The sequence below is a fragment of the Paraburkholderia youngii genome, assembly GCF_013366925.1.
In the GTDB taxonomy this organism is placed as follows: domain Bacteria; phylum Pseudomonadota; class Gammaproteobacteria; order Burkholderiales; family Burkholderiaceae; genus Paraburkholderia; species Paraburkholderia youngii.
The window spans coordinates 570,661-592,699 of the sequence record NZ_JAALDK010000002.1 but is presented as its reverse complement, the minus strand read 5'-3'; the positions used below and the strand labels follow the sequence as shown (position 1 = coordinate 592,699).

Here is a 22,039-nt window from a genome sequence, read left to right as displayed (position 1 = left end):
GCACATCCATGTCTGATCTCGTTACTTCGTCGAAGCAGCTTCCGGTCACGACAGAAAGCCGCGCCGCCTGGTTGCGCGAGGAGGGCGGGCTGAGCGCGGCGTTCGCGGACGGCCTGCTGTCCGATGTCGTCGAACTGCCTTTGGCCGAAGCGCTCGTGCTGGGATTGATGAAGCAGGGCGTGACCAAGTATCTGGCGATCTTCGGACACGGCAATACCGCGATCGCCGAGATTCTGCGTATCTACGAGGCGCACGGTCTGGTGAAATGCTGGCAGTTCCGCAACGAAGTGGAAATGGCGCACGCGGCCACCGCGCTTTCGTGGGTCTACGGCGAAGTTCCCGCGGTGCTCACGTCGATCGGGCCCGGCGCGTTGCAGGCGCTCGCCGGCTCGCTGGCCGCGGCGTCGAACGGGGTCGGTGTCTACCATCTGTATGGCGATGAGACGACACACGGCGAGGGCTACAACATGCAGCAGATTCCTCGGCCGGGGCAGGGACTGTTTGGCTCCCTGACAGAACGGATGGGGGCGTCCTATACGCTGCATACGCCCGCCGCGTTGCGCGATGCGTTGCGCAACGGAAGTGCGGCCGTGTTTCATCCGTGGCGGCCGGCGCCGTTCTATCTGAATCTGCCGCTGAACACGCAACTGGCGCGGGTATCGCTGAGACTCGATGCGCTTGCGGCCCGACCCGTGTGGCCGCGTTTGCCGATACCGGACGAGGCGTCCCTGGCCGTGGCTGCGAAGCTGATCGCGGGCGCGGACCGGGTGGCCATCAAGGTCGGTGCCGGCGCGCGTCATGCGGCGGTGGCGGTACGGCGGCTGGCGGAAGCCAGCGGTGCGGTCGCGGTGCTGAGCCCCGGAACGGTTGGTGTGCTGCCCGACGCGCATCCGCATAACCTGCACGTGGCGGGCTCGAAAGGTTCGATCAGCGGCAACTGGGCCATGCAGGAGGCCGAGCTGCTGATCGTGATCGGCAGCCGCGCGGTGTGCCAGTCGGACTGCTCGGGCATCGGCTGGCCCAAGGTTCGTCATGTGGTCAATATCAACGCCGATCCGACCGACGTCCAGCACTACAACGAAAGCACCGCGTTGCTGGGAGATGCTGCGGCCATTTGCGAGCGGCTGGCGCTGGCGCTGGCCGGTCCGTTGACCCCGGCGAAATCGGCATGGCTCGACGAGGCCGCGCGCAAGAAAGCCGAGTGGCTGGGCTTGCGCGACGCACGCGCCGGCGGCCCGCGGTGTTTCGATGCGGTCTGGCGGCGCGAGGTGCTGACGCAACCGCAGGCCATCGCCATCGCCGAGCGTTTTTGCCGCGAGATCGGTGCGCTGAAGTTTTTCGATGCCGGCGACGTTCAGGCTAACGGCTTCCAGGTGATCCGCGACGACTTGCCCGGCGAAACGTATACCGAGTCCGGCGCGTCGTATATGGGTTTCGCCGTTTCCGCGCTGCTGTCTCAGGCGATCGCGCGGCAAGGATGCTATGGCGTCGCGTTCACCGGCGACGGCTCATTCATGATGAATCCGCAGATCCTGATCGACGGTATCGAGCATGGTGTTCACGGCACCATCCTGCTGCTCGACAACCGCCGCATGGCGGCGATCAGCAGCTTGCAGGAAGCGCAGTTCGATACCGATTACCGCACCAACGATTCGGTCGCCGTCGATTATGTGGCGATGGCGGGAGCGGTGGCGGGCGTGATGGCGTTGTCGGCGGGCGATACGGAGCGAGGTCTGCGCGATGCGCTCGCGAAGGCGCACGCTCACCCTGGCCTGAGTCTGATTCACGTGCCGGTCTATTACGGTGCGGACCCCGCAGGCGGGATGGGTGCGTATGGCCAGTGGAACGTCGGCCCGTGGTCCGACGGCGTGCAGGACGCTTATACGAAGACGCGAATCTGAAGGGACGAGCATGTACGAATCTTGTGGCCTGCTGATCGATGGCGCGTGGCGCTGTGCGTCCGACGGTGAATCCATCGTGGTCAGAAGTCCGGCGACCGGAGAGCCGGTTGGCAGCGTGCCCGCCGCGATCGGAGCGGACGAAGCCGCTGCGCTCATGTGAAGAAGGTTACGATGGAGCTGGGCGGACATGCGCCGGTGATCGTCCATGCCGACGCGGACCCCGTGCAAAGCGCGAAATGGCTCGCAACGACCAGGTTCCGCAATTGTGGTCAGGTCTGCATCTCGCCGTCGCGGTTCTATGTGCACCGGTCGATCCTGATGCCGTTTGCGTGGAGAGCGCACTGTCGCTGATCGAGGATGCCCGCGCCCGTGGTGCGCGAGTATTGGCTGGCGGCCGACGGCCGTCCCATCTCGAACGTGTACCCGTTGCGGTAGCCTCGGATACTCTATTACCTGACGCCCAAATACATTCGTCATCGCCTGATCGTAAGGAATGGGACATGAATCAAAAACCGCGTGGCCTGGACAATGGCCTGACGAACTACGGTGATCACGACTTCGCGCGCTATCTGCGCCGGTCGTTTGCCAAATCGATGGGCTACACCGGCGAATCGCTCGACAAGCCGATCGTCGGGATCTGCACCTCGGAGAGTGGTTTCAACAACTGCCATCGTCACTTCCCCGAAATGGTCAAGGCGGTCGAGCGCGGTGTGCTCGCGGCGGGCGCGTTGCCGGTGGTATTTCCGGTGATTTCGCTTGGCGAGGTATTCCTTTCGCCGACTTCGCTGGTCTATCGCAACCTGATGGCGATGGCCGTCGAGGAAATGATCCGCGCCCAGCCGATGGATGCGGTGGTGATGCTCGGCGGATGCGACAAGACCGTGCCGGCGATGTTGATGGGCGGGATCTCCGCAGGGCGGCCCGCCGCCATGGTGGTGGCCGGTCCGATGATGACCGGTCGACATCGCGGCGAGCGGCTTGGCGCTTGCACGGACTGCCGCCGCTTCTGGGCGAATTTCCGCGCGGGGAAAGTCCCGGAGCAGGAGATCAGGCAGGTGGAGGGGCGTCTGGCCGTCACCGCGGGAACGTGTGCGGTCATGGGTACGGCGTCGACGATGGCGCTGATCGCGGAAACGCTGGGCATGATGCTGCCCGGGTCGGCGGCGATCCCGGCCGTGCACGCGGATCGGCTGCGCAATTGCGAGGAAACCGGAGCGCTGGTTGCGCGCATGGCCCTCGATGGCGGACCGAAACCGGCCGAGATCGTGACGCCCGCATCGGTGCGCAACGCGTTGCGCGTATTGTTGGCGGTCTCCGGTTCGACCAATGCCGTGATTCATCTGGCGGCGATCGCCGGTCGTATCGGACTGAAAATCGATTACGACGAGTTCAACCGGCTGTCAGATGAAACGCCGGTACTCGTGGATCTCAAGCCGGTAGGCAACGGCTACATGGAGGATTTTCATGCGGCCGGCGGGCTGGAGGGCGTTCTGCGCGGACTGATGCCCCAACTCGATCTGACTTGTCGCGACATCGCCGGGCAGAGCCTCGATGAGCGGTTGAACAAGCCGCTTGCCGATCCGATCGATACGACAGTGATCCGCTCGACGGAGAAACCGGTCAGTGCCGAGGGCGGGTTGATCGTTCTCAACGGCAGCCTGGCGCCTGACGGTGCTGTTCTGAAGCGCGCCGCCGCTACCCCCGAACTGCTCGAACACGAAGCGCGCGCGGTGGTATTTACTTCGCTCGAAGATCTGGCCGCGCGCATCGACGACCCCGATCTGGACGTTCGCGCGGACGACATTCTCGTATTGCAGAACGCGGGGCCGCGCAGTGCTTCAGGCATGCCCGAAGCCGGCTATCTGCCGATTCCGCAGAAACTTGCGCGGGCGGGGGTGAAGGACATGGTGCGCATTTCCGATGCGCGCATGTCGGGCACTGCATACGGGACCATCGTGCTTCACGTGACGCCGGAGGCGGCGCTCGGCGGCCCGCTGGCGCTGGTGCGCAACGGCGACCGGATCCGGCTGTCGGCGCGGGACAAGCGGATCGATCTGCTGGTTGACGAGGCCGAACTGGCGCGTCGTGCCACTGAGCTCAGTCCGGCGGAAGGGATGTATGCGCGCGGTTACCAGCGGCTTTATCACGATCACGTGCTATCCGCCGCGGCAGGGTGCGATTTTGATTTCCTCACCGCCTTTCCTTCCGACGAGCTCAAGTAAGCTCATCCGTCCCAGCGGTGTCGTCGAAAATGCGCTCGTCGAATTCGATCGGGAAGGGGGCGTTCCGGCTCAGCGTTCCGGCGTCGGATGCGTTCCGGTACTCGGCAAGACGGGCCGATACTATGTTTCGAATGTGATTCCCGACTATCGCGGTTTGCTTGGGCCCCAGTGTTTCGAGGCGACCCAGCAGGTCGCCGGGGAAGCGAAGCGAAATGTAGGGAGTATCGGGCCCGGCTGGGTTGCGCACTAGCAGCACGTTCAACCGACCGTCCGCCGCAGCCTCTTCGCTGTAGATAGCGTCATCGTGGAAGGAGCGCGATACCGCCTGGGCGACGCGCTCCAGAACACTGCGAGTGATCTGATAGATGGGCATATTCGTCTCCTGATCGGACGCCCGACAATCGTATCACTTTCCCTTTTTCGCGCCCGCACGTAGCGCGTCACCCTGGTACGCGTCGCCGGCCTCAGGCAAATTTGTTTGAGGCTGCGTTATACTCAATTCCATGGATACGAAACCGACCTCGCTGAAACTGCACCGTTGGTGGCACGCCTGAATCCGGCGGCCCGTTTCCACACACATACGCATATTCGCAAACGTGATGCCGCCAGTCCTGGCGGCATTTTCGTTTCAGCACGCTCATGGCTGGTGGCATCCAAATCAGGAACCTGCTGTCCATGACACACACCAACCGCCCCACGATCTTGACCGGTGACCGCACCACCGGCCCGCTTCACCTCGGCCACTATATCGGCTCGCTGCGTGCGCGCGTCCAACTTCAGCATGAGGCACAGCAGTTCCTGCTTCTCGCTGACACGCAGGCGTTAACCGACAACGTCGGCCGGCATCAGAAGGTTACCCGGAACGTCATCGAAGTAGCGCTCGACTATCTTGCGGTGGGCATCGACCCAGCAAAGTCGACCATCTTCATCCAGTCCCAGGTGCCAGAACTGGCCGAGCTGTTTCAGTATCTGCTGAACGTCGTGACGGTCGCGCGCCTCGAGCGAAACCCGACCATCAAGGAGGAGATTCGCCTGCGCGGTTTCGAACGCGACATCCCGGCGGGCTTCCTGACGTATCCGATCAGTCAGGCGGCTGATATCACCGCGTTCAAGGCAACCCACGTACCCGTGGGCGATGACCAGCTACCGATGATCGAGCAGACCAACGAATTGGTGCGGCGCTTTAACAACACCGTCGACCGACCTGTGCTGGTCGAATGCGATGCGGTGCTGTCACAGGTCACGCGATTACCCGGCATCGATGGCAAAGCGAAGATGAGCAAGTCCCTCGGGAACGCCATCGCACTAGGCGCCACGCCGGACGAAATCACCAGGGCAGTCAACAACATGTACACCGACCAGAACCACTTGCGAGTCAGCGATCCTGGTCAGGTGGAAGGCAATGTCGTGTTCGCGTTTCTCGATGCGTTCGAGCCGGACGTGCAGAAGGTCGACCAACTGAAATCCCACTATCGGCGGGGTGGACTCGGCGATAGCGTGATCAAGCGCGTGCTGAACGAGCGGCTCCAGTCGCTCATTGAACCGATTCGCACACGACGTCGCGAGCTGGAGCAAGACCCGGCCGAGGTGCTTGCGATCCTGCGTCGCGGTACGATGCGCGCACGGGAGGTGGCTGGAGAAACTTTGTCGGAGGTCAAAAGCGCGCTGGGCTTGACCTACTTTCAGAGCTGAACAGAGGAGATCGGCTGTGTCGCGCCCGTCCGCTATTCCCCACGTTCCATCACGTCAGTGAGGTAGGCGACGTCGTCAGTCTCCGACAGCGGCGTTGCCAGATGTTCACCAAAAAGCTCCAGTGCCTCTTTCGTATAGGGCTGTTGCCAGTGCCATTCCAACGCAGCCTGATCTTTCCAGCGCTTGAACACCACGATCCGTCTGACGAAGGCGAGAACGATGTCGTCCTCCGCTCGCTTCGGTGAGCATCAGGTAGGCGTCGTCGTGCGTCACGTGCCTGTTTATTTTCGACGGCGGCAAGAATCAGCAATCGCGGTGGCGGATTTCGCAATTGCCGCGTCGAGGCACAACCGGCAGCATGGAGTCACATCATGCATCGCTCTCCCTTGCCGGGGTCGCTTCAATGCTGCATCGCGACAACGGTTCGCCATGTTTATTGGCGGTTTTTGGCCCTGGGTCGATTCAAATCCTCGAAGAATCGGTTGCTGCCGCAGAAGGCGATGATGAACCGCATGATCTGGCCAGGTATTCGCGACGAAATCGAAATCTCGAAGCTGGACTGTGCGGTCGTCTTATCCGACGACACATCGAGGGCGCAACAAATCACGGAATTGTCGCGCCGCAGGAGCCTTAAGAGCATTTTCCGACCTCTGGAGATCGTGATGCAAACGCTGTCACACTGGATCGTTGTTCTTACCAATGCGTACATGGAATACACGACGTGCAATTGGAATGCCACGCACGTCTACCGGCGCACGGTTGGATACGACCAGGTGATATGGTGCTGAACGGGAAGCGGCTTGTTGTTCCTTGCGGTGCGTGATGGTTCTCGTTCAACACTCGAAGCTTGTAAATTACGTCTTTTTCACGTAGGCGTTACACCATCCTTTTGCTTCGACCAGCTTGCCCCCATAGGTCGGGCACGGCCCATTCGTGGAACCGGGTTTGCCCTGATACAGTTGGCAATTGGCGCAAGTCTGCCCCGTCTGGTACCGAGGGAATTTCGCCTTGTCGACCTTCGACGCGTCCATCTTGTATCCGAGCGCCTGTGCGGTCGGATCGTTTTCGGCGAGCACGGGCGCGTCCGCGTTTGACTTCGTCGAGACAACGGTCGTCGAGGCAACGGATGCGGCAAGTATCATGAAATGACGGCGAGAGAGCGACACGATCGAAACTCCTTTCGAGGCACAATCAGACGGCCGCAAAGTGACGGTGAACCGGTCAATCGCGAACCGCCTCGTCATAACACATGAGCAATCGGCATACCTTTCGACCGTCGAACACCGGTTTCGCAGCCCGCTTGCTGCTCGACATATCACATTACGACATATTGAAAGCGAGGACGTGCGCAGTCCCGCGTGACTCTCGTGTCATCCGTCTACCGGCGAACGCATGTCATTGCTGCTTGAGGTGCAGATCGTTGTTCACGGATTGCACCCCCGGTACGCTGTGGGTCACCGCGAGTGCTTCCAGAATCTGAGCCTCTGAATCCACGTATCCCGACAACTGCACGACGCCTCGATACGTTGCCACGCTGAGCGGTAACGATCGTAGCGTGGGGTCCGCGGCAAGCGCCTGCTTCACCCGGCCGGCGAGCGTGGCGTCGTCCGTGGCGACTGCCGTCGGCGCGGTCGCGGACGGTCTCGCTGTGGTCGTCGACTTGCAGCCGTTGGTGAACATGAACGCGAGCAACGCGAACATAGCGACGATCAGTAACCGGCCTTTGATGTAGGGCGCCTTTCGCATTGAAGTCGATTTCCTGAAGAAGCTCTGAATGAAACATTCGTACATTCACTTCATCTAAACGAAGCGGTCCGGCTCTCTCGAGTATACGGCGTCGGGCGGGGCTTGGACGATTCGACCACGCATCCTCAAAGGTGGCGGTTATTCGACGTCGAGGAGCGGTAAATGCCGGCGTTGAAACCGCGCCAGTCCTGGCTACAGGCTTTCCCGCCCACCGCCTTCGCGATCGTCATGGCGACAGGCATCGTCTCCATCGCTGCGCATCTGCTTGACTACGACATCGTTGGCTGGCTCCTTCTCGGCATCAATGCGGTGACGTGGCCTGTCTTGCTCGCCATCACGTTATGCCGTCTGTTGCGCTATCCGCGCGCGGTGCATGCCGATATTGTCGATCACAGCCGCAGGCCGGGTTTTCTGACGCTGGTCGCGGCGACGGCTGTGCTCGGCAGCCAACTATCGGTGTAGCACGTCCTGCCGCGCGTCGTGCCATGGTTCCTCGGTCTCGCGGCCGCGATGTGGCTCGTCATCACCTATACGTTTGTCGATGCCGTTACTCGTTTCGATAGCGATCGTCATCATGGGTCTCAAGCTGGCGGTGAGCGAGGCTCCGCCTTGGCCGAGACGATGCGGCATGCGGCGCGCCGCGCGGCGTTGAATAACGGTCATTGCGCAACTCAACCGAAAGCGCGGAATCGCCTAGACTACAGAACCTACGGACGCTGTCGTCCCCGCGACTCTACCCGGCCATGGCGCATATCTTTTTCGCAGCTTCGATTCAGCGACATATCGCAACGCCCGAGCGCGAGATCGACGCGCGCACACTCGGCGAAGCGCTCGAAGCCGTGTTCGTCGCGCAACCTCGACTGCGCGGCTACATTCTTGACGATCAGGGCTCGCTGCGGCCGCATCTCGCGGTGTTCGTCGACGGCCGGCGGGTCCACGACCGGGAACATCTGTCCGACGCGCTCGGCGAGCAAAGCCGGGTTTACGTGGTTCAGGCGCTGTCGGGCGGGTGAGAGGCCTATCAGTACTCGAGGAGTCACTCGATATGAGCGATCGATTGCTTGTCGCGACCCGCAAGGGCCTGTTCGATGTCAGAGCCGATGGTGAGGGCGGCTGGCACTTCGGCGATCTGCATTTCGCCGGCGAGCCGGTGAGTATGGTGCTGCGCGATCCGCGCGACAGCTCGCTGTATGCGGCGCTCAATCTCGGCCACTTCGGCGTGAAGCTGCATCGCCGGCGCGCGGGCATCGCGGATTGGGAGGAGTGCGCGGTTCCGGTCTACCCGCCGCAGCCTGCCGACGAGACGCCTGCCGGAAACGGCGCGCACGCGAGCGCAGGCGCCGACAGCGATGACGAAGCCCCGCCCAGCCGGCCAGCCACTCCCTGGACGCTTCAGCAGATATGGTCGCTCGAAACAGGCGGCCCCGACGAGCCGGGCGTCTTGTGGGCCGGCACGATTCCAGGCGGGCTTTTCCGATCCGGCGATGGCGGCGACACGTGGGTGCTCAACCGCGCGCTGTGGGATCGCCCGGAGCGCCGTGAATGGTTCGGAGGCGGCTACGACGCGGCGGGAATCCATTCCGTGATGGTCGATCCGCGCGACAGCCGGCACGTGACGATCGGTGTATCGTGCGGCGGCGTCTGGCAAACCGACGACGGCGGCGCGAGCTGGCGCGTGAGTGCCGAGGGCATGGAAGCCGACTACATGCCGCCGGAGCGGCGCGGCGACGCCAACGTGCAAGACCCGCACCGCGTCGTGCAATGCCCGGCAAACCCGGATGCGCTGTGGACTCAGCATCACTGCGCCATCTTCCGCTCGCTCGACGGTGCGGCTCACTGGCAGCGGATCGAAGCGCAGCCATCGAGCTTCGGCTTCGCAGTTGCCGTCCATCCGCGCGACCCGGATACCGCGTGGTTCGTGCCTGCCGTGAAAGACCAGTGCCGCATTCCGGTGGACGGCCAATTCGTCGTCACGCGCACACGCGACGGCGGCCGCACGTTCGAACGTTTCTCGAACGGGTTGCCGCGAAAACCGGCGTATGACCTTGTGTATCGGCACGGGCTCGCGGTGGATGACTCTGGCATGCGCCTCGCGATGGGGTCGACCACCGGCTCGCTCTGGACGTCCGACGACGGCGGTGAAAACTGGCAATTGATTTCAGCGCATTTGCCGCCTGTTTATTGTGTTCGGTTTGGATGAGGGTTCTGCGTCGGAAGACTTTCGAGGCGGCGGCGCGCGCGCCATGCCCACATTAGTCAGCGTGCCGCCACGCGTATCAACCTTGCCGCCGGACCCGGCTCCCGCGGCGCATCTGCCTGGTCAACGGCGACGCGCCACTTCGGAAACGTGCCGGAGCCGTCGACTGTCCACGACTCGCCCATTTCGTCGACATACATCGCGTTCGCGCTTCGCCTGGCCGCCGACGCGCGCCGCAGCGCGCCCGGCGCAGCGCGTTCGAACGACCGGCTGCCCAGTTCGTTGAACACTGTCGCAAGCGGCCGCCGCGCTTGCCCAGACCGGCTGAGCGGTGTGGCAAGCGGTCCGGCGGGCGCGCGCAGCACCGCATCGGCGGGCTCGCGGCCGGCGAGGATTGCGCCGAGCAGCGCGGACGGACCGCTCGAAGCCGATGTCTCGCTGAACGCATCGGCGGCGCGCTTCGCGTTCGGTGAATCGAGTGCGAGCGGTTCGCTCGCGCCATCGATCTGCACGACGAGGATCACGTGCCAGTCGTCGGGGGTGTTGTTGTAGCGCGGCGCGAGCGATACGAGACGCAACCGCTCGATGTCGAAACCCGCGTCGCGCAGCAGCAGATATTTGGCGACGGCGAAGTCCTTGCACACGCCGCTTTCGGCAAAGAACCGTGCCGGCGCGTAGTAGCTGCCGTCGGTTCCGTCGCGGTAGCGGACCTCGTTGACGAGAGCGTCAGCGAGCAGCACGGCTGACGCATCGCCGGCCTTCGCGCGCTCTGCCCGCACCTGCGCAACGAGGCGGGTCCAGCCGGCGGGTTCGCGCATCAGGTGGCCGCGCAGCGCCTCGCGCAGGCGCTGTACGCGGCCGATAGCATCCGACGATGGTTCGAGCTGCCTGTCGGCAAGCGGCAGCAGGAACATCAGGTCGCCGACTTGCGCGAGTTCCGGGCGGATCTTGCGGTTGGCTTCCCACCACGTCCCGGTGCGCAGGCGCTCGATGCCAGCTTTCAGCTCGCGAGGCGTCGTCGAATCGCTGGGACCCGCATCGAGCGTGCCGGATGCATAGCGTTGCGATGCGTCCGGCAGGTTCGCGGCGCCGGCGACGATGGGCAACAGCGCCGCGGCTGCGAGCGAGCACTGGAGAAAGCAGAGGAGCAGTCGAGCGAGCGGCATAGGTAGACTCCAGGAAGCCACACCGGACGCCGATGCGCGACAGTGTTTCGAAGTCCCTCCGTTGGCGTCTTACGCCATTCAGCGCAGGGCAACGCGGGCTGAACCCAACACTGCACGCGACGTGCCAATTCGTCATATTTCTCTACTTCGTTGATTTACAAAGAGATTGGCTTTGTGGTTCGAGTGCCGCGAACGCTCCGTGGCGCCCATCGCCCAACAGACACGCGATACCTGTTCGCGCTACCCGCACACTTCGTGTGGATGGAAGCCGGAGGCCGTGTCTCCGTTACCATCGCTGTTGGGGATCCTCGACGAAACAGGCGACCACGCGGAACTATCCGAAGGCATTGGGAGGCTTGAATGGCTGCTGACCACGACACGCTGCATCCACTCCGCCCGCTCCTGAAGAACTGGATTTGGGAGCATGGACGAATCGGAACTCGCTATCTCGACTGTAGCGATGGCCAAATCAAGTTTGATGAAGGCAAGAAATCGCGCTTTGCGGCCGAAAAATACGTCTACGTGCCGCTCGATAAGGACGCTGACGGCGACACATCCGCGGATGGCCCTCCGATCCAGGAAGCGGGACTTGCCCGGTTCTTGCGGGCAGCGCAATTGGGCAAGCCAGATGAGGCCGGCTCGGTAGCGGAGATCCACCGCGCGGTTCAGGACTGCGTGGAACTCGGGATGTTCAGCGCATATCAGTCGGACGCCCGGGAGGCGTTCGCGCGCTATGCGAACGAGCCGATGTTCGAGGATGAAATCCGCGCGGCAGTCGTTGCTGATATCCGGCGCGGTTACGCGGGCCTGCGCAAGCAACTGGCGCTGTACGATTTCAGCGTGCTTTACGGCTTGGCCACGCCGCTGCTTATCAGCGAGACGCCCTTCATCGACTGGCGCGTGCGAGGGAGTCCAGCGGTACCGTTCGTATCGCTTCCTCTTGGACCTTATTGCCTGCTGGTAGGCGCCCCGTCCGGCAGGAGCAGCCGAGTGGGCCCGGTGGTCTGGAAGGCTGCGACCTCGATGGGGCCGCTGAAGGACCACAACCGGAAAATCGAGGAGCACGCACGCTTGTGGCTGGTCGCGACCACGGACGACCAACTCGTCGCGATACAACACCGCTTCGCTGCGGTTAGAGGCCCCAGAGGCTCATTGCTCCGATGAAACGAGACGATGTCCATCATGGACTCACCAAGGTGCTGTTCAAACGTACAGTAGCGCGCACTTCACGTATCGGCCTAGACTTAACATATGGATATGGACAAGAACGCGGAGCGAGTTATGGTCACCAGGACTGTCCGACGGACACTTTCCACTCTGACTTCGGCGATTACCCATGCGCCCACTAGCAAGCGTCGGATCGAACATACCGTGAAATCGGCTCAACAAAGAGCGGACGAGGCCTGGAGGCGCACGACTCACGGACCGCAAAACTCCCTGGTACGTAAAGATCCGAAAGGGTGATTTTCGCAAGGCAGACGCAAGGCCGAGCCCGTCGGATTGGACGCATATGCTGCTTCTCCCAGAACCGGATGCGGAGGCACCACTATGTCGAGCAAAAGCGATAGGGACGTTAGATCCGCCCAATTGAATCCCGGCAATCCAGCCTCCGCGAGTTCTCGAGCGGGCAACTTCCGCGATGATGATGACGATGCGGAACCCGTCTCTTACGTCGATCGATATTTTTATACTCCGCCTCGCGCTACCCCGTTTCAGGTGATAGGGCAGTACGGAGTTGGGGTGGTTTCACAGGAAGGCGAAGCAAGGTTTGTCACCTTTCGTCTGGAAGCCACCGCGAGCGCGACACTTCTTTATTCCCACTCAAGCCTGCAGTCCCGCATGGAGGACTATTTCGAGCGTTTCGCGATCCATGTGCATGGGTTGTTCCACATGCACTTCAAGGCTCCGCCGGTGTTGTATGTGCAGTTTGACGGAACATCCGGCCGGCTGCCGTGGCACGTTCCGCTCAATCTGGAACGACCAGAGACAATGCGGACGTTTCTGATGTCGCACAAGCCGTTCATGAACTGCGCACCCGCTCCGGATGCAGTGATCGAACTGTTATGTGACCGCCTCAGCGAACCAGGCGAGGATTGGGGTACTTTTCAAGTGCCGCATCGAGACGCTTCAGATCTGACATTCATCTACGCGACGCGCTGCAACGCTGAGATTCAGAAATATTCGCGCCCGGGCGCGACAGCGATCGAGGCGACAAGAACGAGAACGATTATTTGAATTGACGCGTCGATCATTGCGTTTCCTGGGAAAAGCCAAACCCGGTCAGAACCCGGACGCAAGCTGGTCCGAGTCGCGACTTTTGACCTGGCAGCCGCAGTACACTGGATTTGCGGCGTCGTTACCGCACAAGGAGATCGAGATGAAATTCGCCGAAATGTTCAGGTTCGCAAGGCGCGGCGCCAAGGCCGGTCAAGCAGCCGACGGAGAACATCAGCATGATCACGGCAAGTCGGCGCAAAAGGAAGCGAGAAAGCAGTGGGATGTAGTCGGTCGCAATCGTCATAAGCACGCGAAGTGGCAATAGGACACGACGACTGCGTCAGGGAGCCAAAGAACAAGGGGTGGTAGTCGTACCTCGGTTCGCATCGTTTCGTCGCTCGATCTGCCCGCTGTCACGCGCACACGGACAGCGGTTGCCCGCGCCCATGTGCGCCGGCATCAGGTTGCCGGTGCGGTCAGCGACGTGTTGTACGTGGTGCCCGCGATCACCGCCTTGTTCAGCGTAATGCCGCTCACATTGCTCACGAACACCGGACCCGGCGATCAGCGACGGGCTCCAGCGTACCGCATCGCCGGACGGGCTGTAATCGCAGTCGAATGTGATCAATCCGCCCTGGCCGGCCGAAGGATTCGGTGCAAGGCCGGTCGTGCCCGACCCGGTAATCTTGTACTGCGGGCCTGCCCTGCGAACTCAGCGAGCCGCCGCCGTACTTCCCAGCCAGATTCACGCCGTTGGCCAGCGTCACGCCGTTGATCCACACGTGCCGACAGTGTCGGGACATTCGTGGATCTATGGATTCAGTACATACGTGCTGGACCCCAGCGATCCTTTCACGAATGGTTTTACTGCTGGTGATATCTGGTGATGAATCCTGTCGCAAAGCAAAAGTAGCCGCGTTCCGGCCTCGAGACGACGGTGAAGGGTTTCGGCGCGGCTGCACCCGCTCGAAGCTGGAGTTCGCACGTCCAGGAGTAAACAGATGCTCGACACCTCCAAAAAATGCTTTGCGGCTGGACTGGCTGCCGTCGCCTTATTGCTCGCAAGCAGTCAGGCGTTCGCACAGGAGGTCGTGAAGATCGGCGTATCGGCCCCGCTGACCGGCGCCGGAGCCGCCAACGGTAAGGACATCGAGAATGGTGTTCGGCTCGCCGTCGAAGAAGCCAACGCCCAGCACACGAAGTTGGGCGGGCAGGATGTGCGCTTCGAGCTGGACTCCGTCGATGATCAGGGCGACCCACGCATTGGCGTACAAGTCGCTCAGAAGCTCGTCGATGATGGCGTGGTCGCCGTGGTGGGCTACTACAACTCCGGAGTAGCGTTGCCCTCGTCGCCGATATTCGCCAAGGCCGGCATTCCGCTGATAGACCCCGCCGCCACGAACCCGGCCATAACCCGACAAGGGCTGAAGAACGTCTTCCGTATTATCGCCACCGACGCACAGAACTCGGGCAATGCAGGGGAGTACGCGGTAGCGGTCACCAAGGCGCAGCGCATTGCAGTGATGGACGATCGCACGGCATTTGGCCAGGGTGCCGCGGATGAATTCAAGAAGGCCGTCATCGCGGCCGGCGGCCATATCGTCGCGTCGGAATACACCAACGACAAGGCCGTCGAATTCAACGCACAGCTCACGAATATCAAGGCGGCGAACGCGGACCTGCTGTACTTTGCCGGCCTCGATAACCAGGCGGCCCTTCTTACCAGGCGGATGAAACAACTTGGTATGCGGACGCAGTTCGTAGGGAGCGGTGGCATCGCCGACAACATCTTCATCGGCGTTGCCGGCAGTGCTGCCGAAGGCGCAATGGCCTGGGAGTACGGACGGCCAGTCGAGTCCCTTCCTCAAGGCAAAGCGTTCGCGGATAAATTCAAAAAACGATTCGGCGCGGATACGTTGACCTACGCGCCATTCGCCTACGACTGCGCGTGGGTGGCTGTCACCGCCATGAAACAGGCGAATTCCTCAAAACCCGAGGTATTTGTGCCTGCATTGCGAACTATTCAGTACAACGGCATCACGGGAAAGATCGAATTCGATTCGTACGGAGATCTGAGACACCCGACGTCGACGCTCTATCAGGTGAAAGGCGGCAAGTGGGTGCCCGTGACGACCATCGGTGCGAAGTGAGTTGCCGGGCGACGGTTAGCACGCAACGGACTCTTTCTGAAGATATCGAAGCTTCGACCGAACATCTTTCCAGTCCTCGGCGTCGGGAAGCGGCGCCTGTCGGGCGGCGATCGTCGGCCACTGTTTGGCAAGCTCGGCGTTCAGTTCAACGAACCCGAGTTGGTCTTCGGCAATGTCCTCGGACGGCACAATCGCGTCGACGGGGCACTCTGGCGCGCAAACTCCGCAGTCGATGCATTCATCCGGATCGATCACGAGAAAGTTGGGACCTTGGCGGAAGCAGTCGGTGGGGCAGACCTCTACGCAGTCGGTATAGCGACACCGGATGCAGTTTTCGGTTACCACGTAAGTCATTTCGAATCCCTATCAATATGAGTCGATAAGACGCCGGTCCGCCGGGAGCGGACCGGTTGTTGGCAATGGATTACGCTTCGGCCGTTACCGCGGGTATCTCGACCGTCGACTCGGGAACACGCCGGCCAGCGTGCCGCGACATGATATGTACGGTTTTATGCCGCGTGTCTTCATCGGTTTCGAAGAGGAATTTCTTTTCACCGAAAGCCGGAACGAGATCGTGGAGCCACGTCGCGGTGGGATCGAACCTGGCATAGAAGGGGCGACGCACCCAGTCCGGGTTGCGTGCCTGGAGAAACTGCAGGGCAAACACCTTTTCGCCGGCAATCGTGACGATGCCGTCGATGACCACCTTGCCGGGAAACGCGCTCATCGACGGGCCGCGAACCGTACGCGCAAGTCCCGACACCTGCTGATAAGCAGACTGGAATATCTCGTATGCTTTTGCGAGCGGCAGTTCGAAGTAATGACTGGGCCCGGTATCGCGTTCGACGAACATGTAGTACGGAATGGCGCCCAGACGCACACCCGTCGTCCATAGTTCCACCCACCCGTTGGGGTCCTCGTTGATGTGCCGGATCAGCGGCGCCTGCATGCGCAGGGTCGCGCCTGTCGAGACGATCCGTTTGACAGCGCGCTGTGCGATCTCGGTTCGCAGTTCGGCCGGATGATTGTAGTGGCCCATGATCGCGAGATTTTTGCCGGACGCCACGACCTTTTCGAATAGACGCAGCAAGTCGTCGGAGTCTTTGTCGCTCACATAGCGTTGTGGCCAGTAAGCGACCGATTTGGTGCCGATGCGGATATTCTGGATATGCGAAAGCTCGGGTGCCAGCAGAGGTTCGATATACCCGGCAAGCGAACGCGTGTTCATGATGAGCGGGTCGCCACCGGTGATCAGCACGTCGGTCACCTCGGTGTGGAGCTTGAGGTACGCAACGAGTTCGCTCGATTCGCGAGCGTCGAACTTGAGGTCGTCCATGCCCACGAACTGCGGCCAGCGGAAACAGAATGTGCAGTACGCGTGGCATGTCTGCCCGGCGCTCGGGAAGAACAGTACCGTTTCCTTGTACTTGTGCTGAAGTCCGCTCACGGGCTGCCCGTTCATGAACGGCACGTTGTGTGTCATCTGTCCGGCCGGGTGCGGATTCATCGCCAGCCGGATACCGCGAACTGTTTCCTCGATGGCGGCCTCGTCCTTTTTCACGAGCACCAGGTCTCGCAGCTTCGAATAGTCGGCGGGCGAGAGCATGTCCTGATGCGGGAACGTGAGGCGATAGATGGGATCGTCGGGCACCTTGCCCCAGTCGATAAGTTCGTCCATCACATACTGGTTGGTACGAAACGGCATGACACGCGATACGACCTGCACGGCCTCCCGCAGCGATTCAGGAAGGTGTTGCCACTGTGGCGCCTGGCTGATCGTCTGCCGGGTATATGGTTTGAACTTTACAGGGGGCGAGTCGAAAGTCATGGCCTGATCCTTCGTGAGGTTTGGAAAGATGCTGACGAACACCGCCACTGTTGCCAGGCGATGATGAATCGAAGCGAAAGGAATTTTTGCAACGTGAAGCCAACCGAATGGACGGGTGCGTTTGTCCGTCGCTCGGGAAGTTGGAATTAATTGTGGCGTCGTCGGCCACCGGCCCGCAAACGATATAAACTCGCAACGTTGTGCGTTTGAGGAAGGAACGTGAGGCGAAGAATTCCCAGTATCGAAGCATTGATTGCGTTTGAGGCCGCGGCACGGCATCTGAGCTTTACGCGCAGCGCCGACGAACTGGCCCTGACGCAAAGCGCGGTCGGCAGGCAGGTCGGGAGTCTGGAGGAGTATCTGGGCGTACCGCTTTTCAATCGCGTCAAGAAGCGACTCAGCCTGACAGAGATTGGCCAGATCTATGCAAGGCAGGTTCGCGAGAACCTTGGAAGGCTGGAGCGGGACACGCTGGCCGCAATGGCGCATCGCGACGCGGGCGGCGTTCTCGAAATCGCTGTCATACCGACATTCGCTACGCGCTGGCTGATACCGCGTCTTCCCCGGTTCTATGCGGAACACGAGCGGGTGACGGTCAACCTGACGACACGTGCGGAGCCCTTCTTATTTACCGACACGCCGTTCGATGCAGCGATCCATTTCGGCGATCCTGTCTGGCCGGGCTCTTGCGCAAAGTACCTTTTCGGCGAAGAGATGACGCCCGTTTGCAGCCCGCAGTTGCTAAAAGGGCGGACCGATCTGCAGCCGCCTGAAGTCGCGAATTACACGTTGCTGCATCAGTCCGCGCGGCCGGACGCGTGGAGGAACTGGCTCGCGCAGGCGGGCATTCACGACGCCGACTGCATGCGTGGGCAGCGCTACGAGCTGTTTTCAATGCTCGTGGAAGCCGCGCGCGCGGGCCTTGGTATCGCGCTCGTACCTCGATTCTTCGTGTCGCATGAATTGGAACTGGGTGAATTGATCGTGCCGAGCAATTTGTCCTTGCGCAGCGACAAGGGCTATTACCTCGTATATCCGGAGTGCAAACAGAATATGCCGCTGGTGCAAGCGTTCGAGCGATGGATGCTCTCAGAAGCAGGCCGATACGTCGAACTCGGCGGATGCCGCTAACCGTCGCCGAGGCGCCTTTACACCAGCAAACACCACAGCGCTCTTCCGGTGGTGGTGATCGGGGTGATATCTGGGCCTGAGCGACAACCGACGATGCCCTGCGCGAGAAGTCAGTGGGGCGCCGGATCTCCCCGCAGCCATTCGATTAGCTGCGTAATGACTGGTGTGATGGTCCGACCATGCGGAACCACGACGAAATAGGCGTCGCTCGGCCGGAACGTCGCCACGTCCATCCGGACCAGTTCTCCTGAGAGCAACAGGTCATCGACCAGGCGGCTCCACCCCAACGCAATTCCCTGTCCATATCTCACGGCTTGAATCGCATCGGTGTAGAGACTGCACCGCAGCACCTTGTTGAGTCGCCCAGGCCGGTACCCGACCGCGCGAAACCATTCGTTCCAGCCCATCCAACCTTCAGTCGTAGCGTCGGACTCGACGAGCGGCAGCTTCGCCAGGTCATCGAGTGAGCGTGGCGTGCCGTATTCCCGAAGGAACTCCGGGGAACATACGGGGAAGACTTCCACGTCGAACAGCAACGTCGAGGTTCCGTCTGGCCAGTTGCCGTCCCCGTAGCGCACAGCGACATCGACTTCGACATGGCGCAGGTCCGCTTTGAACATGTCGGTCGACAGCCGCAGTTGCAAAGGGGGGACGAGCTTCTTTAGCTTCGCGAGCCGCGGCAAGAGCCGGAATTGCGAAAAGGCGGCCGTCGACACCAGCACCAGTTCCCGCAATTCGGTTCCCGTCACCAGCCGATCGAACACGCCGGCGATTTTCTGCATCGACTCGGCGACGACCATGTACAACGCTTCGCCCTCACTCGTCAGATCAATCGAACGGTGCAGCCGGTGAAAGAGTTGAACGCCGAGCGTCTCTTCGAGGAATCTAACCTGTCGACTCACCGCGGACTGCGTGACGCCCAATTCACTCGCGGCATAGGTGAAACTCCCAAGCCGAGCCACGGCTTCGAATTCGACAAGGGCGGTCAGCGAGGGAACGATCCGACGATAGCCTTTGGTTGCTTTGGTGGTTTTCATCTTGCGCAGGCGGAACCCTGGTTTGAGAGCAGATCCATGATGCCCGGTTCAGGAGTCCGGTCCCACGTGCATTCTCGCATGATTTAAAGGAATGTGAACCGGCTTATAAAGGACGTTGACGGTGCGTTTCGACGATCCAATACTCAACGCCATATCAGTGCCGCGAGCGCTGCGAAACGTTCTCACCACGAGGTCCACCATGTCTGAAGTTCAGCTTCAAACGCATCGCGAACTGATCGAAAGCCGCAAGAAGGGACACGGCATGCCCGGCGCGTTGTTCGGGCGTCATGACGTCTTCGAGACGGACGTCGAGGTGTTCTTTCACAAGCTCTGGATTCTCGTTGGCGTCACAGCCGATGTACCGGAACCGGGCGATGTCCACACGGTCGACATCGGCCGGGCATCGATCGTCATCGTGCGGGACGACGACGAGAACGTGCGCGCCTATCACAACGTTTGCCGCCATCGCGGCTCGCGGATCATGAAGAAGGCCGGCAAGGCCAGCGTGGGGATGCTCGTGTGCCCATACCATCAGTGGACCTATGATCTCGACGGCAGCCTCAAGCATTCGACGCATATGGGCAACGACTTCGACGCAAGCTGCCACAGCCTGATTCCCGTCCATGTGAAGACGGTGGGCGCGCATATCTTCGTTTGTCTCGCCGACGATCCGCCCGCTGATTTCGAGAAGCTCGAGACCGTGATGGCCCCGCGCTTCGCGCCGTACGATCTGACGCGAACGAAGATCGCCCATGAGATGGAGATCGTCGAAAACGGCAACTGGAAGCTCGTGATGGAAAACAACCGCGAGTGCTACCACTGCGCCGGCACCCATCCCGAACTGACAAACTCGTTCCTGGCGGAGGACTTCGGTTTTTGTCCGGACGGCCAGAGCGAAGAATCGCTGCGAAGCTACGAGGACTACCTGAAACGCAACGCGGCTTGCCGGGAGAACTGGGAAAAGGACGGCTATGCCTGCGCCACGTTCGCATCGCTCGACGAGAGTGTGGAGACCAACTTCCGGACCCAGCGCCTCGTCATCTCGGGGGCCAACGAATCGCAGACACTGGACACGAAAGTCGCATGCACGAAACTGCTCGGCGGAGTCAGCCGGCGCGACCTTGGTGACGTCCACATGTGGGGCCATCATTCGTGGACTCACGTGATGAGCGACCATGCGGTGATCGCCTATCTTTTGCCGCTCGCGCCGGACAAGACGCTCGTGCGCACGGTCTGGCTCGTCCACGCAGACGCGGTTGAAGGTGTGGACTATGACCTGAAGCGGCTAACCGAGGTCTGGATCGCGACGACGAACCAGGACGCGGAACTCGTCGCGAACACGCACGCAGGCACGCAGGATCCGGCTTATATCCCGGGGCCTTTTTCGAGCTATACAGAGGCAGCGCTGGACCAGTTTTCGCGGTGGTACGACGCGAAGCTGAGAGCGCACGGAGTTTGAGGTCGCCATGAACGTTGCCGTGGATTCATGTTTCATCGAGCCGGGTCGGGAAATGCCTGATCCCTTTTGCAGTGCGAGCACGTGGGAACTCGCGGACACGCAGTGGCCGAGTCACGAGCAGCGCACGCTCACGTGCACGCGGGTGTCCGCTGAAACGCACGATGTCCGGACATTCGTGTTTAGCGCCCGGGACGGCCGGCTCTTCAGCTTTGAGCCGGGGCAGTTCATCACGGTATCGGCCGAGATCGCCGGCAAGGAGGTCAGCCGTTGCTACACGATCTCTTCGCCGCCGACACGCCCCCATACGCTTTCCATTACGGTCAAATGCACGCCGGGCGGCGTCATGTCGAACTGGCTGCACGAGAACATTGGGGAGGGTGCCGTGCTGAAAGCCTTCGGGCCCTCGGGCGTATTCACACCTTCTTCGGGCCCCGCTGCAAAGCTTCTGTATCTTTCGGCGGGATCGGGCGTGACACCACTGATGTCAATGACGCGGGCGGCACTCGACCTCGGCCTGAATCGCGACATTGTGTTTATTCATAGCGCCCGGACGCCGGAAGACATCATCTTTCGCAACGAGCTTGCGTGCTTCTGCGCGCTCTCGGACAAGCTCCGGGTCGTGCACGTATGCGAGGCGCCCGGGAATGAGCCTGATTGGTCGGGTCCCGTGGGGCGTCTTGGCCTTGAACTGTTGAGCCAGCATGTGCCGGACTACCGCGATCGTGAAGTGTTCATCTGCGGGCCGGGCGGCTATATGGACGCTTGCAGAAAGATGCTCGAGGAAGGCGGGCACGATCCTTCCCGATATCATCAGGAAAGCTTCAACTTCGCGGAGACTGTGGAGTGCGCTGAAGGGCCGGGCGCGGAGCCCAGCGCAGAAGCGAGCGGGCAGATAGGCTATACGGTGCAGCTGGCGCGCTCGGGTCGCACGTTCACGATGGACGGATCGCAGACGGTGCTCGTCGCCGCGCGCAAGGCCGGTGTGCCCTTGCCATCGTCATGCAGCCAGGGCATATGCGGGACCTGCAAGACGAAAGTACTCGATGGCTCGGTGGACATGAAGCACAACGGAGGCATCCGCCCGCGTGAAATCGACAAGGGCATGCGCTTGATGTGCTGCAGCCGACCGACTTCGGATCTGATTCTCGATCTGTAGCTTTTACCATTCCGGAGGGGCTCAGGGCGCGGATAGCGCGGCCAGCCGCCGCTAAGAGCGGCGGCGCCCGCGAAGTTCGCGCGCCTTCCCGATGCCCCGGTTAGCCTGCCGAGACCAGGGCCTCTCTCGGTCCTTCG

The 22,039-nt window shown here is 61.5% G+C and carries 25 protein-coding genes; 17 read left to right on the top strand and 8 right to left on the bottom strand.

Annotated features, from left to right (window positions below; genetic code table 11):
* Window positions 1-8: 8 nt before the first annotated feature.
* The 4 genes from G5S42_RS34025 (at window position 9) to G5S42_RS34015 (ending at window position 4,123) form a co-directional block, all read left to right on the top strand.
* Complete coding sequence (locus tag G5S42_RS34025) at window positions 9-1,901, top strand: thiamine pyrophosphate-dependent enzyme (protein WP_176111148.1); 1,893 nt, start codon at window positions 9-11, stop codon at window positions 1,899-1,901.
* A gap of 10 nt (window positions 1,902-1,911) precedes the next feature.
* Window positions 1,912-2,061 (top strand): hypothetical protein, encoded by a 150-nt coding sequence (locus G5S42_RS44590; protein WP_246392267.1) that lies wholly within the window; start codon window positions 1,912-1,914, stop codon window positions 2,059-2,061.
* 11 nt (window positions 2,062-2,072) lie between these two features.
* Window positions 2,073-2,252 carry an aldehyde dehydrogenase family protein gene (locus G5S42_RS44585; protein WP_376777212.1) on the top strand — a complete coding sequence of 60 codons (180 nt, stop codon included), beginning with the start codon at window positions 2,073-2,075 and terminating at the stop codon, window positions 2,250-2,252.
* A 149-nt stretch (window positions 2,253-2,401) separates the two neighbouring features.
* Window positions 2,402-4,123, top strand: coding sequence for an IlvD/Edd family dehydratase (locus G5S42_RS34015; RefSeq protein ID WP_176111957.1), 1,722 nt, complete (start codon window positions 2,402-2,404; stop codon window positions 4,121-4,123).
* On the opposite strand, the gene G5S42_RS34010 is transcribed toward G5S42_RS34015, so the two are convergent.
* Window positions 4,116-4,496 carry a hypothetical protein gene (locus tag G5S42_RS34010; protein WP_176111147.1) on the bottom strand — a complete coding sequence of 127 codons (381 nt, stop codon included), beginning with the start codon at window positions 4,494-4,496 and terminating at the stop codon, window positions 4,116-4,118. The genes G5S42_RS34015 and G5S42_RS34010 overlap by 8 nt on opposite strands.
* 302 nt (window positions 4,497-4,798) lie before the next feature.
* On the opposite strand from G5S42_RS34010, the gene trpS reads away from it, so the two are divergent.
* Window positions 4,799-5,815 carry a tryptophan--tRNA ligase gene (gene trpS, locus G5S42_RS34005; RefSeq protein ID WP_176111146.1) on the top strand — a complete coding sequence of 339 codons (1,017 nt, stop codon included), beginning with the start codon at window positions 4,799-4,801 and terminating at the stop codon, window positions 5,813-5,815.
* Window positions 5,816-5,847: 32 nt separating this feature from the next.
* On the opposite strand, the gene G5S42_RS34000 is transcribed toward trpS, so the two are convergent.
* Window positions 5,848-6,006, bottom strand: a complete 159-nt coding sequence (locus tag G5S42_RS34000; protein ID WP_176111145.1) for an NIPSNAP family protein — start codon at window positions 6,004-6,006, stop codon at window positions 5,848-5,850.
* A 180-nt stretch (window positions 6,007-6,186) separates the two neighbouring features.
* Here G5S42_RS34000 and G5S42_RS33995 point away from each other — a divergent pair, with 180 nt between their 5' ends.
* Window positions 6,187-6,603: a hypothetical protein gene (locus G5S42_RS33995; RefSeq protein ID WP_176110688.1), complete on the top strand. Its 417-nt coding sequence runs from the start codon at window positions 6,187-6,189 to the stop codon at window positions 6,601-6,603.
* Between the two features lie 66 nt (window positions 6,604-6,669).
* On the opposite strand, the gene G5S42_RS33990 is transcribed toward G5S42_RS33995, so the two are convergent.
* A complete protein-coding gene (locus tag G5S42_RS33990) occupies window positions 6,670-6,981 on the bottom strand; it encodes a high-potential iron-sulfur protein (RefSeq protein ID WP_176111144.1) in 312 nt (103 codons plus the stop codon).
* A gap of 229 nt (window positions 6,982-7,210) precedes the next feature.
* On the bottom strand, window positions 7,211-7,561 hold the full coding sequence (locus tag G5S42_RS33985; protein WP_176111143.1) for a BON domain-containing protein: 351 nt from the start codon (window positions 7,559-7,561) through the stop codon (window positions 7,211-7,213).
* Window positions 7,562-7,723: 162 nt separating this feature from the next.
* Here G5S42_RS33985 and G5S42_RS33980 point away from each other — a divergent pair, with 162 nt between their 5' ends.
* The 3 genes from G5S42_RS33980 (at window position 7,724) to G5S42_RS33970 (ending at window position 9,761) form a co-directional block, all read left to right on the top strand.
* The gene (locus G5S42_RS33980) at window positions 7,724-8,023 is read left to right on the top strand and encodes an SLAC1 family transporter (RefSeq protein WP_176111142.1); all 300 of its coding nucleotides are present in this window, start codon (window positions 7,724-7,726) and stop codon (window positions 8,021-8,023) included.
* 281 nt (window positions 8,024-8,304) lie between these two features.
* Entirely contained in the window at window positions 8,305-8,574 is a 270-nt protein-coding gene (locus tag G5S42_RS33975) for a MoaD/ThiS family protein (protein WP_013093592.1), read from the top strand.
* A gap of 32 nt (window positions 8,575-8,606) precedes the next feature.
* On the top strand, window positions 8,607-9,761 hold the full coding sequence (locus G5S42_RS33970; RefSeq protein ID WP_176111141.1) for a WD40/YVTN/BNR-like repeat-containing protein: 1,155 nt from the start codon (window positions 8,607-8,609) through the stop codon (window positions 9,759-9,761).
* 56 nt (window positions 9,762-9,817) lie between these two features.
* On the opposite strand, the gene G5S42_RS33965 is transcribed toward G5S42_RS33970, so the two are convergent.
* Window positions 9,818-10,924 carry a transglutaminase-like domain-containing protein gene (locus tag G5S42_RS33965; RefSeq protein ID WP_176111140.1) on the bottom strand — a complete coding sequence of 369 codons (1,107 nt, stop codon included), beginning with the start codon at window positions 10,922-10,924 and terminating at the stop codon, window positions 9,818-9,820.
* Window positions 10,925-11,284: 360 nt separating this feature from the next.
* Between G5S42_RS33965 and G5S42_RS33960 the strand changes: the two genes are divergently transcribed.
* From G5S42_RS33960 to G5S42_RS33940, 5 genes are all read left to right on the top strand, one after another.
* The gene (locus tag G5S42_RS33960) at window positions 11,285-12,088 is read left to right on the top strand and encodes a hypothetical protein (RefSeq protein ID WP_176111139.1); all 804 of its coding nucleotides are present in this window, start codon (window positions 11,285-11,287) and stop codon (window positions 12,086-12,088) included.
* A gap of 576 nt (window positions 12,089-12,664) precedes the next feature.
* Window positions 12,665-13,159 carry a hypothetical protein gene (locus G5S42_RS33955; RefSeq protein ID WP_246392265.1) on the top strand — a complete coding sequence of 165 codons (495 nt, stop codon included), beginning with the start codon at window positions 12,665-12,667 and terminating at the stop codon, window positions 13,157-13,159.
* 142 nt (window positions 13,160-13,301) lie between these two features.
* On the top strand, window positions 13,302-13,466 hold the full coding sequence (locus G5S42_RS33950; protein WP_176111137.1) for a hypothetical protein: 165 nt from the start codon (window positions 13,302-13,304) through the stop codon (window positions 13,464-13,466).
* Window positions 13,467-13,761: 295 nt separating this feature from the next.
* Complete coding sequence (locus G5S42_RS33945) at window positions 13,762-14,028, top strand: proline racemase family protein (RefSeq protein ID WP_176111136.1); 267 nt, start codon at window positions 13,762-13,764, stop codon at window positions 14,026-14,028.
* Between the two features lie 114 nt (window positions 14,029-14,142).
* Window positions 14,143-15,291 (top strand): branched-chain amino acid ABC transporter substrate-binding protein, encoded by a 1,149-nt coding sequence (locus G5S42_RS33940; RefSeq protein WP_176111135.1) that lies wholly within the window; start codon window positions 14,143-14,145, stop codon window positions 15,289-15,291.
* 15 nt (window positions 15,292-15,306) lie between these two features.
* On the opposite strand, the gene fdxA is transcribed toward G5S42_RS33940, so the two are convergent.
* Entirely contained in the window at window positions 15,307-15,645 is a 339-nt protein-coding gene (gene fdxA, locus G5S42_RS33935) for a ferredoxin FdxA (RefSeq protein WP_176111134.1), read from the bottom strand.
* A 70-nt stretch (window positions 15,646-15,715) separates the two neighbouring features.
* The gene (locus G5S42_RS33930) at window positions 15,716-17,119 is read right to left on the bottom strand and encodes a KamA family radical SAM protein (RefSeq protein WP_176111956.1); all 1,404 of its coding nucleotides are present in this window, start codon (window positions 17,117-17,119) and stop codon (window positions 15,716-15,718) included.
* A 219-nt stretch (window positions 17,120-17,338) separates the two neighbouring features.
* Between G5S42_RS33930 and gcvA the strand changes: the two genes are divergently transcribed.
* The gene (gcvA, locus tag G5S42_RS33925; RefSeq protein WP_176111133.1) at window positions 17,339-18,250 is read left to right on the top strand and encodes a transcriptional regulator GcvA; all 912 of its coding nucleotides are present in this window, start codon (window positions 17,339-17,341) and stop codon (window positions 18,248-18,250) included.
* Window positions 18,251-18,360: 110 nt separating this feature from the next.
* Here the strand turns inward: gcvA and G5S42_RS33920 are convergent, their stop codons facing one another.
* The gene (locus tag G5S42_RS33920; protein WP_176111132.1) at window positions 18,361-19,287 is read right to left on the bottom strand and encodes a LysR substrate-binding domain-containing protein; all 927 of its coding nucleotides are present in this window, start codon (window positions 19,285-19,287) and stop codon (window positions 18,361-18,363) included.
* Window positions 19,288-19,486: 199 nt separating this feature from the next.
* On the opposite strand from G5S42_RS33920, the gene G5S42_RS33915 reads away from it, so the two are divergent.
* Both G5S42_RS33915 and G5S42_RS33910 read left to right on the top strand, forming a co-directional pair.
* The gene (locus G5S42_RS33915) at window positions 19,487-20,746 is read left to right on the top strand and encodes an aromatic ring-hydroxylating oxygenase subunit alpha (protein WP_176111131.1); all 1,260 of its coding nucleotides are present in this window, start codon (window positions 19,487-19,489) and stop codon (window positions 20,744-20,746) included.
* A 52-nt stretch (window positions 20,747-20,798) separates the two neighbouring features.
* On the top strand, window positions 20,799-21,902 hold the full coding sequence (locus tag G5S42_RS33910; protein ID WP_246392264.1) for an FAD-binding oxidoreductase: 1,104 nt from the start codon (window positions 20,799-20,801) through the stop codon (window positions 21,900-21,902).
* Window positions 21,903-22,039 lie beyond the last annotated feature (137 nt).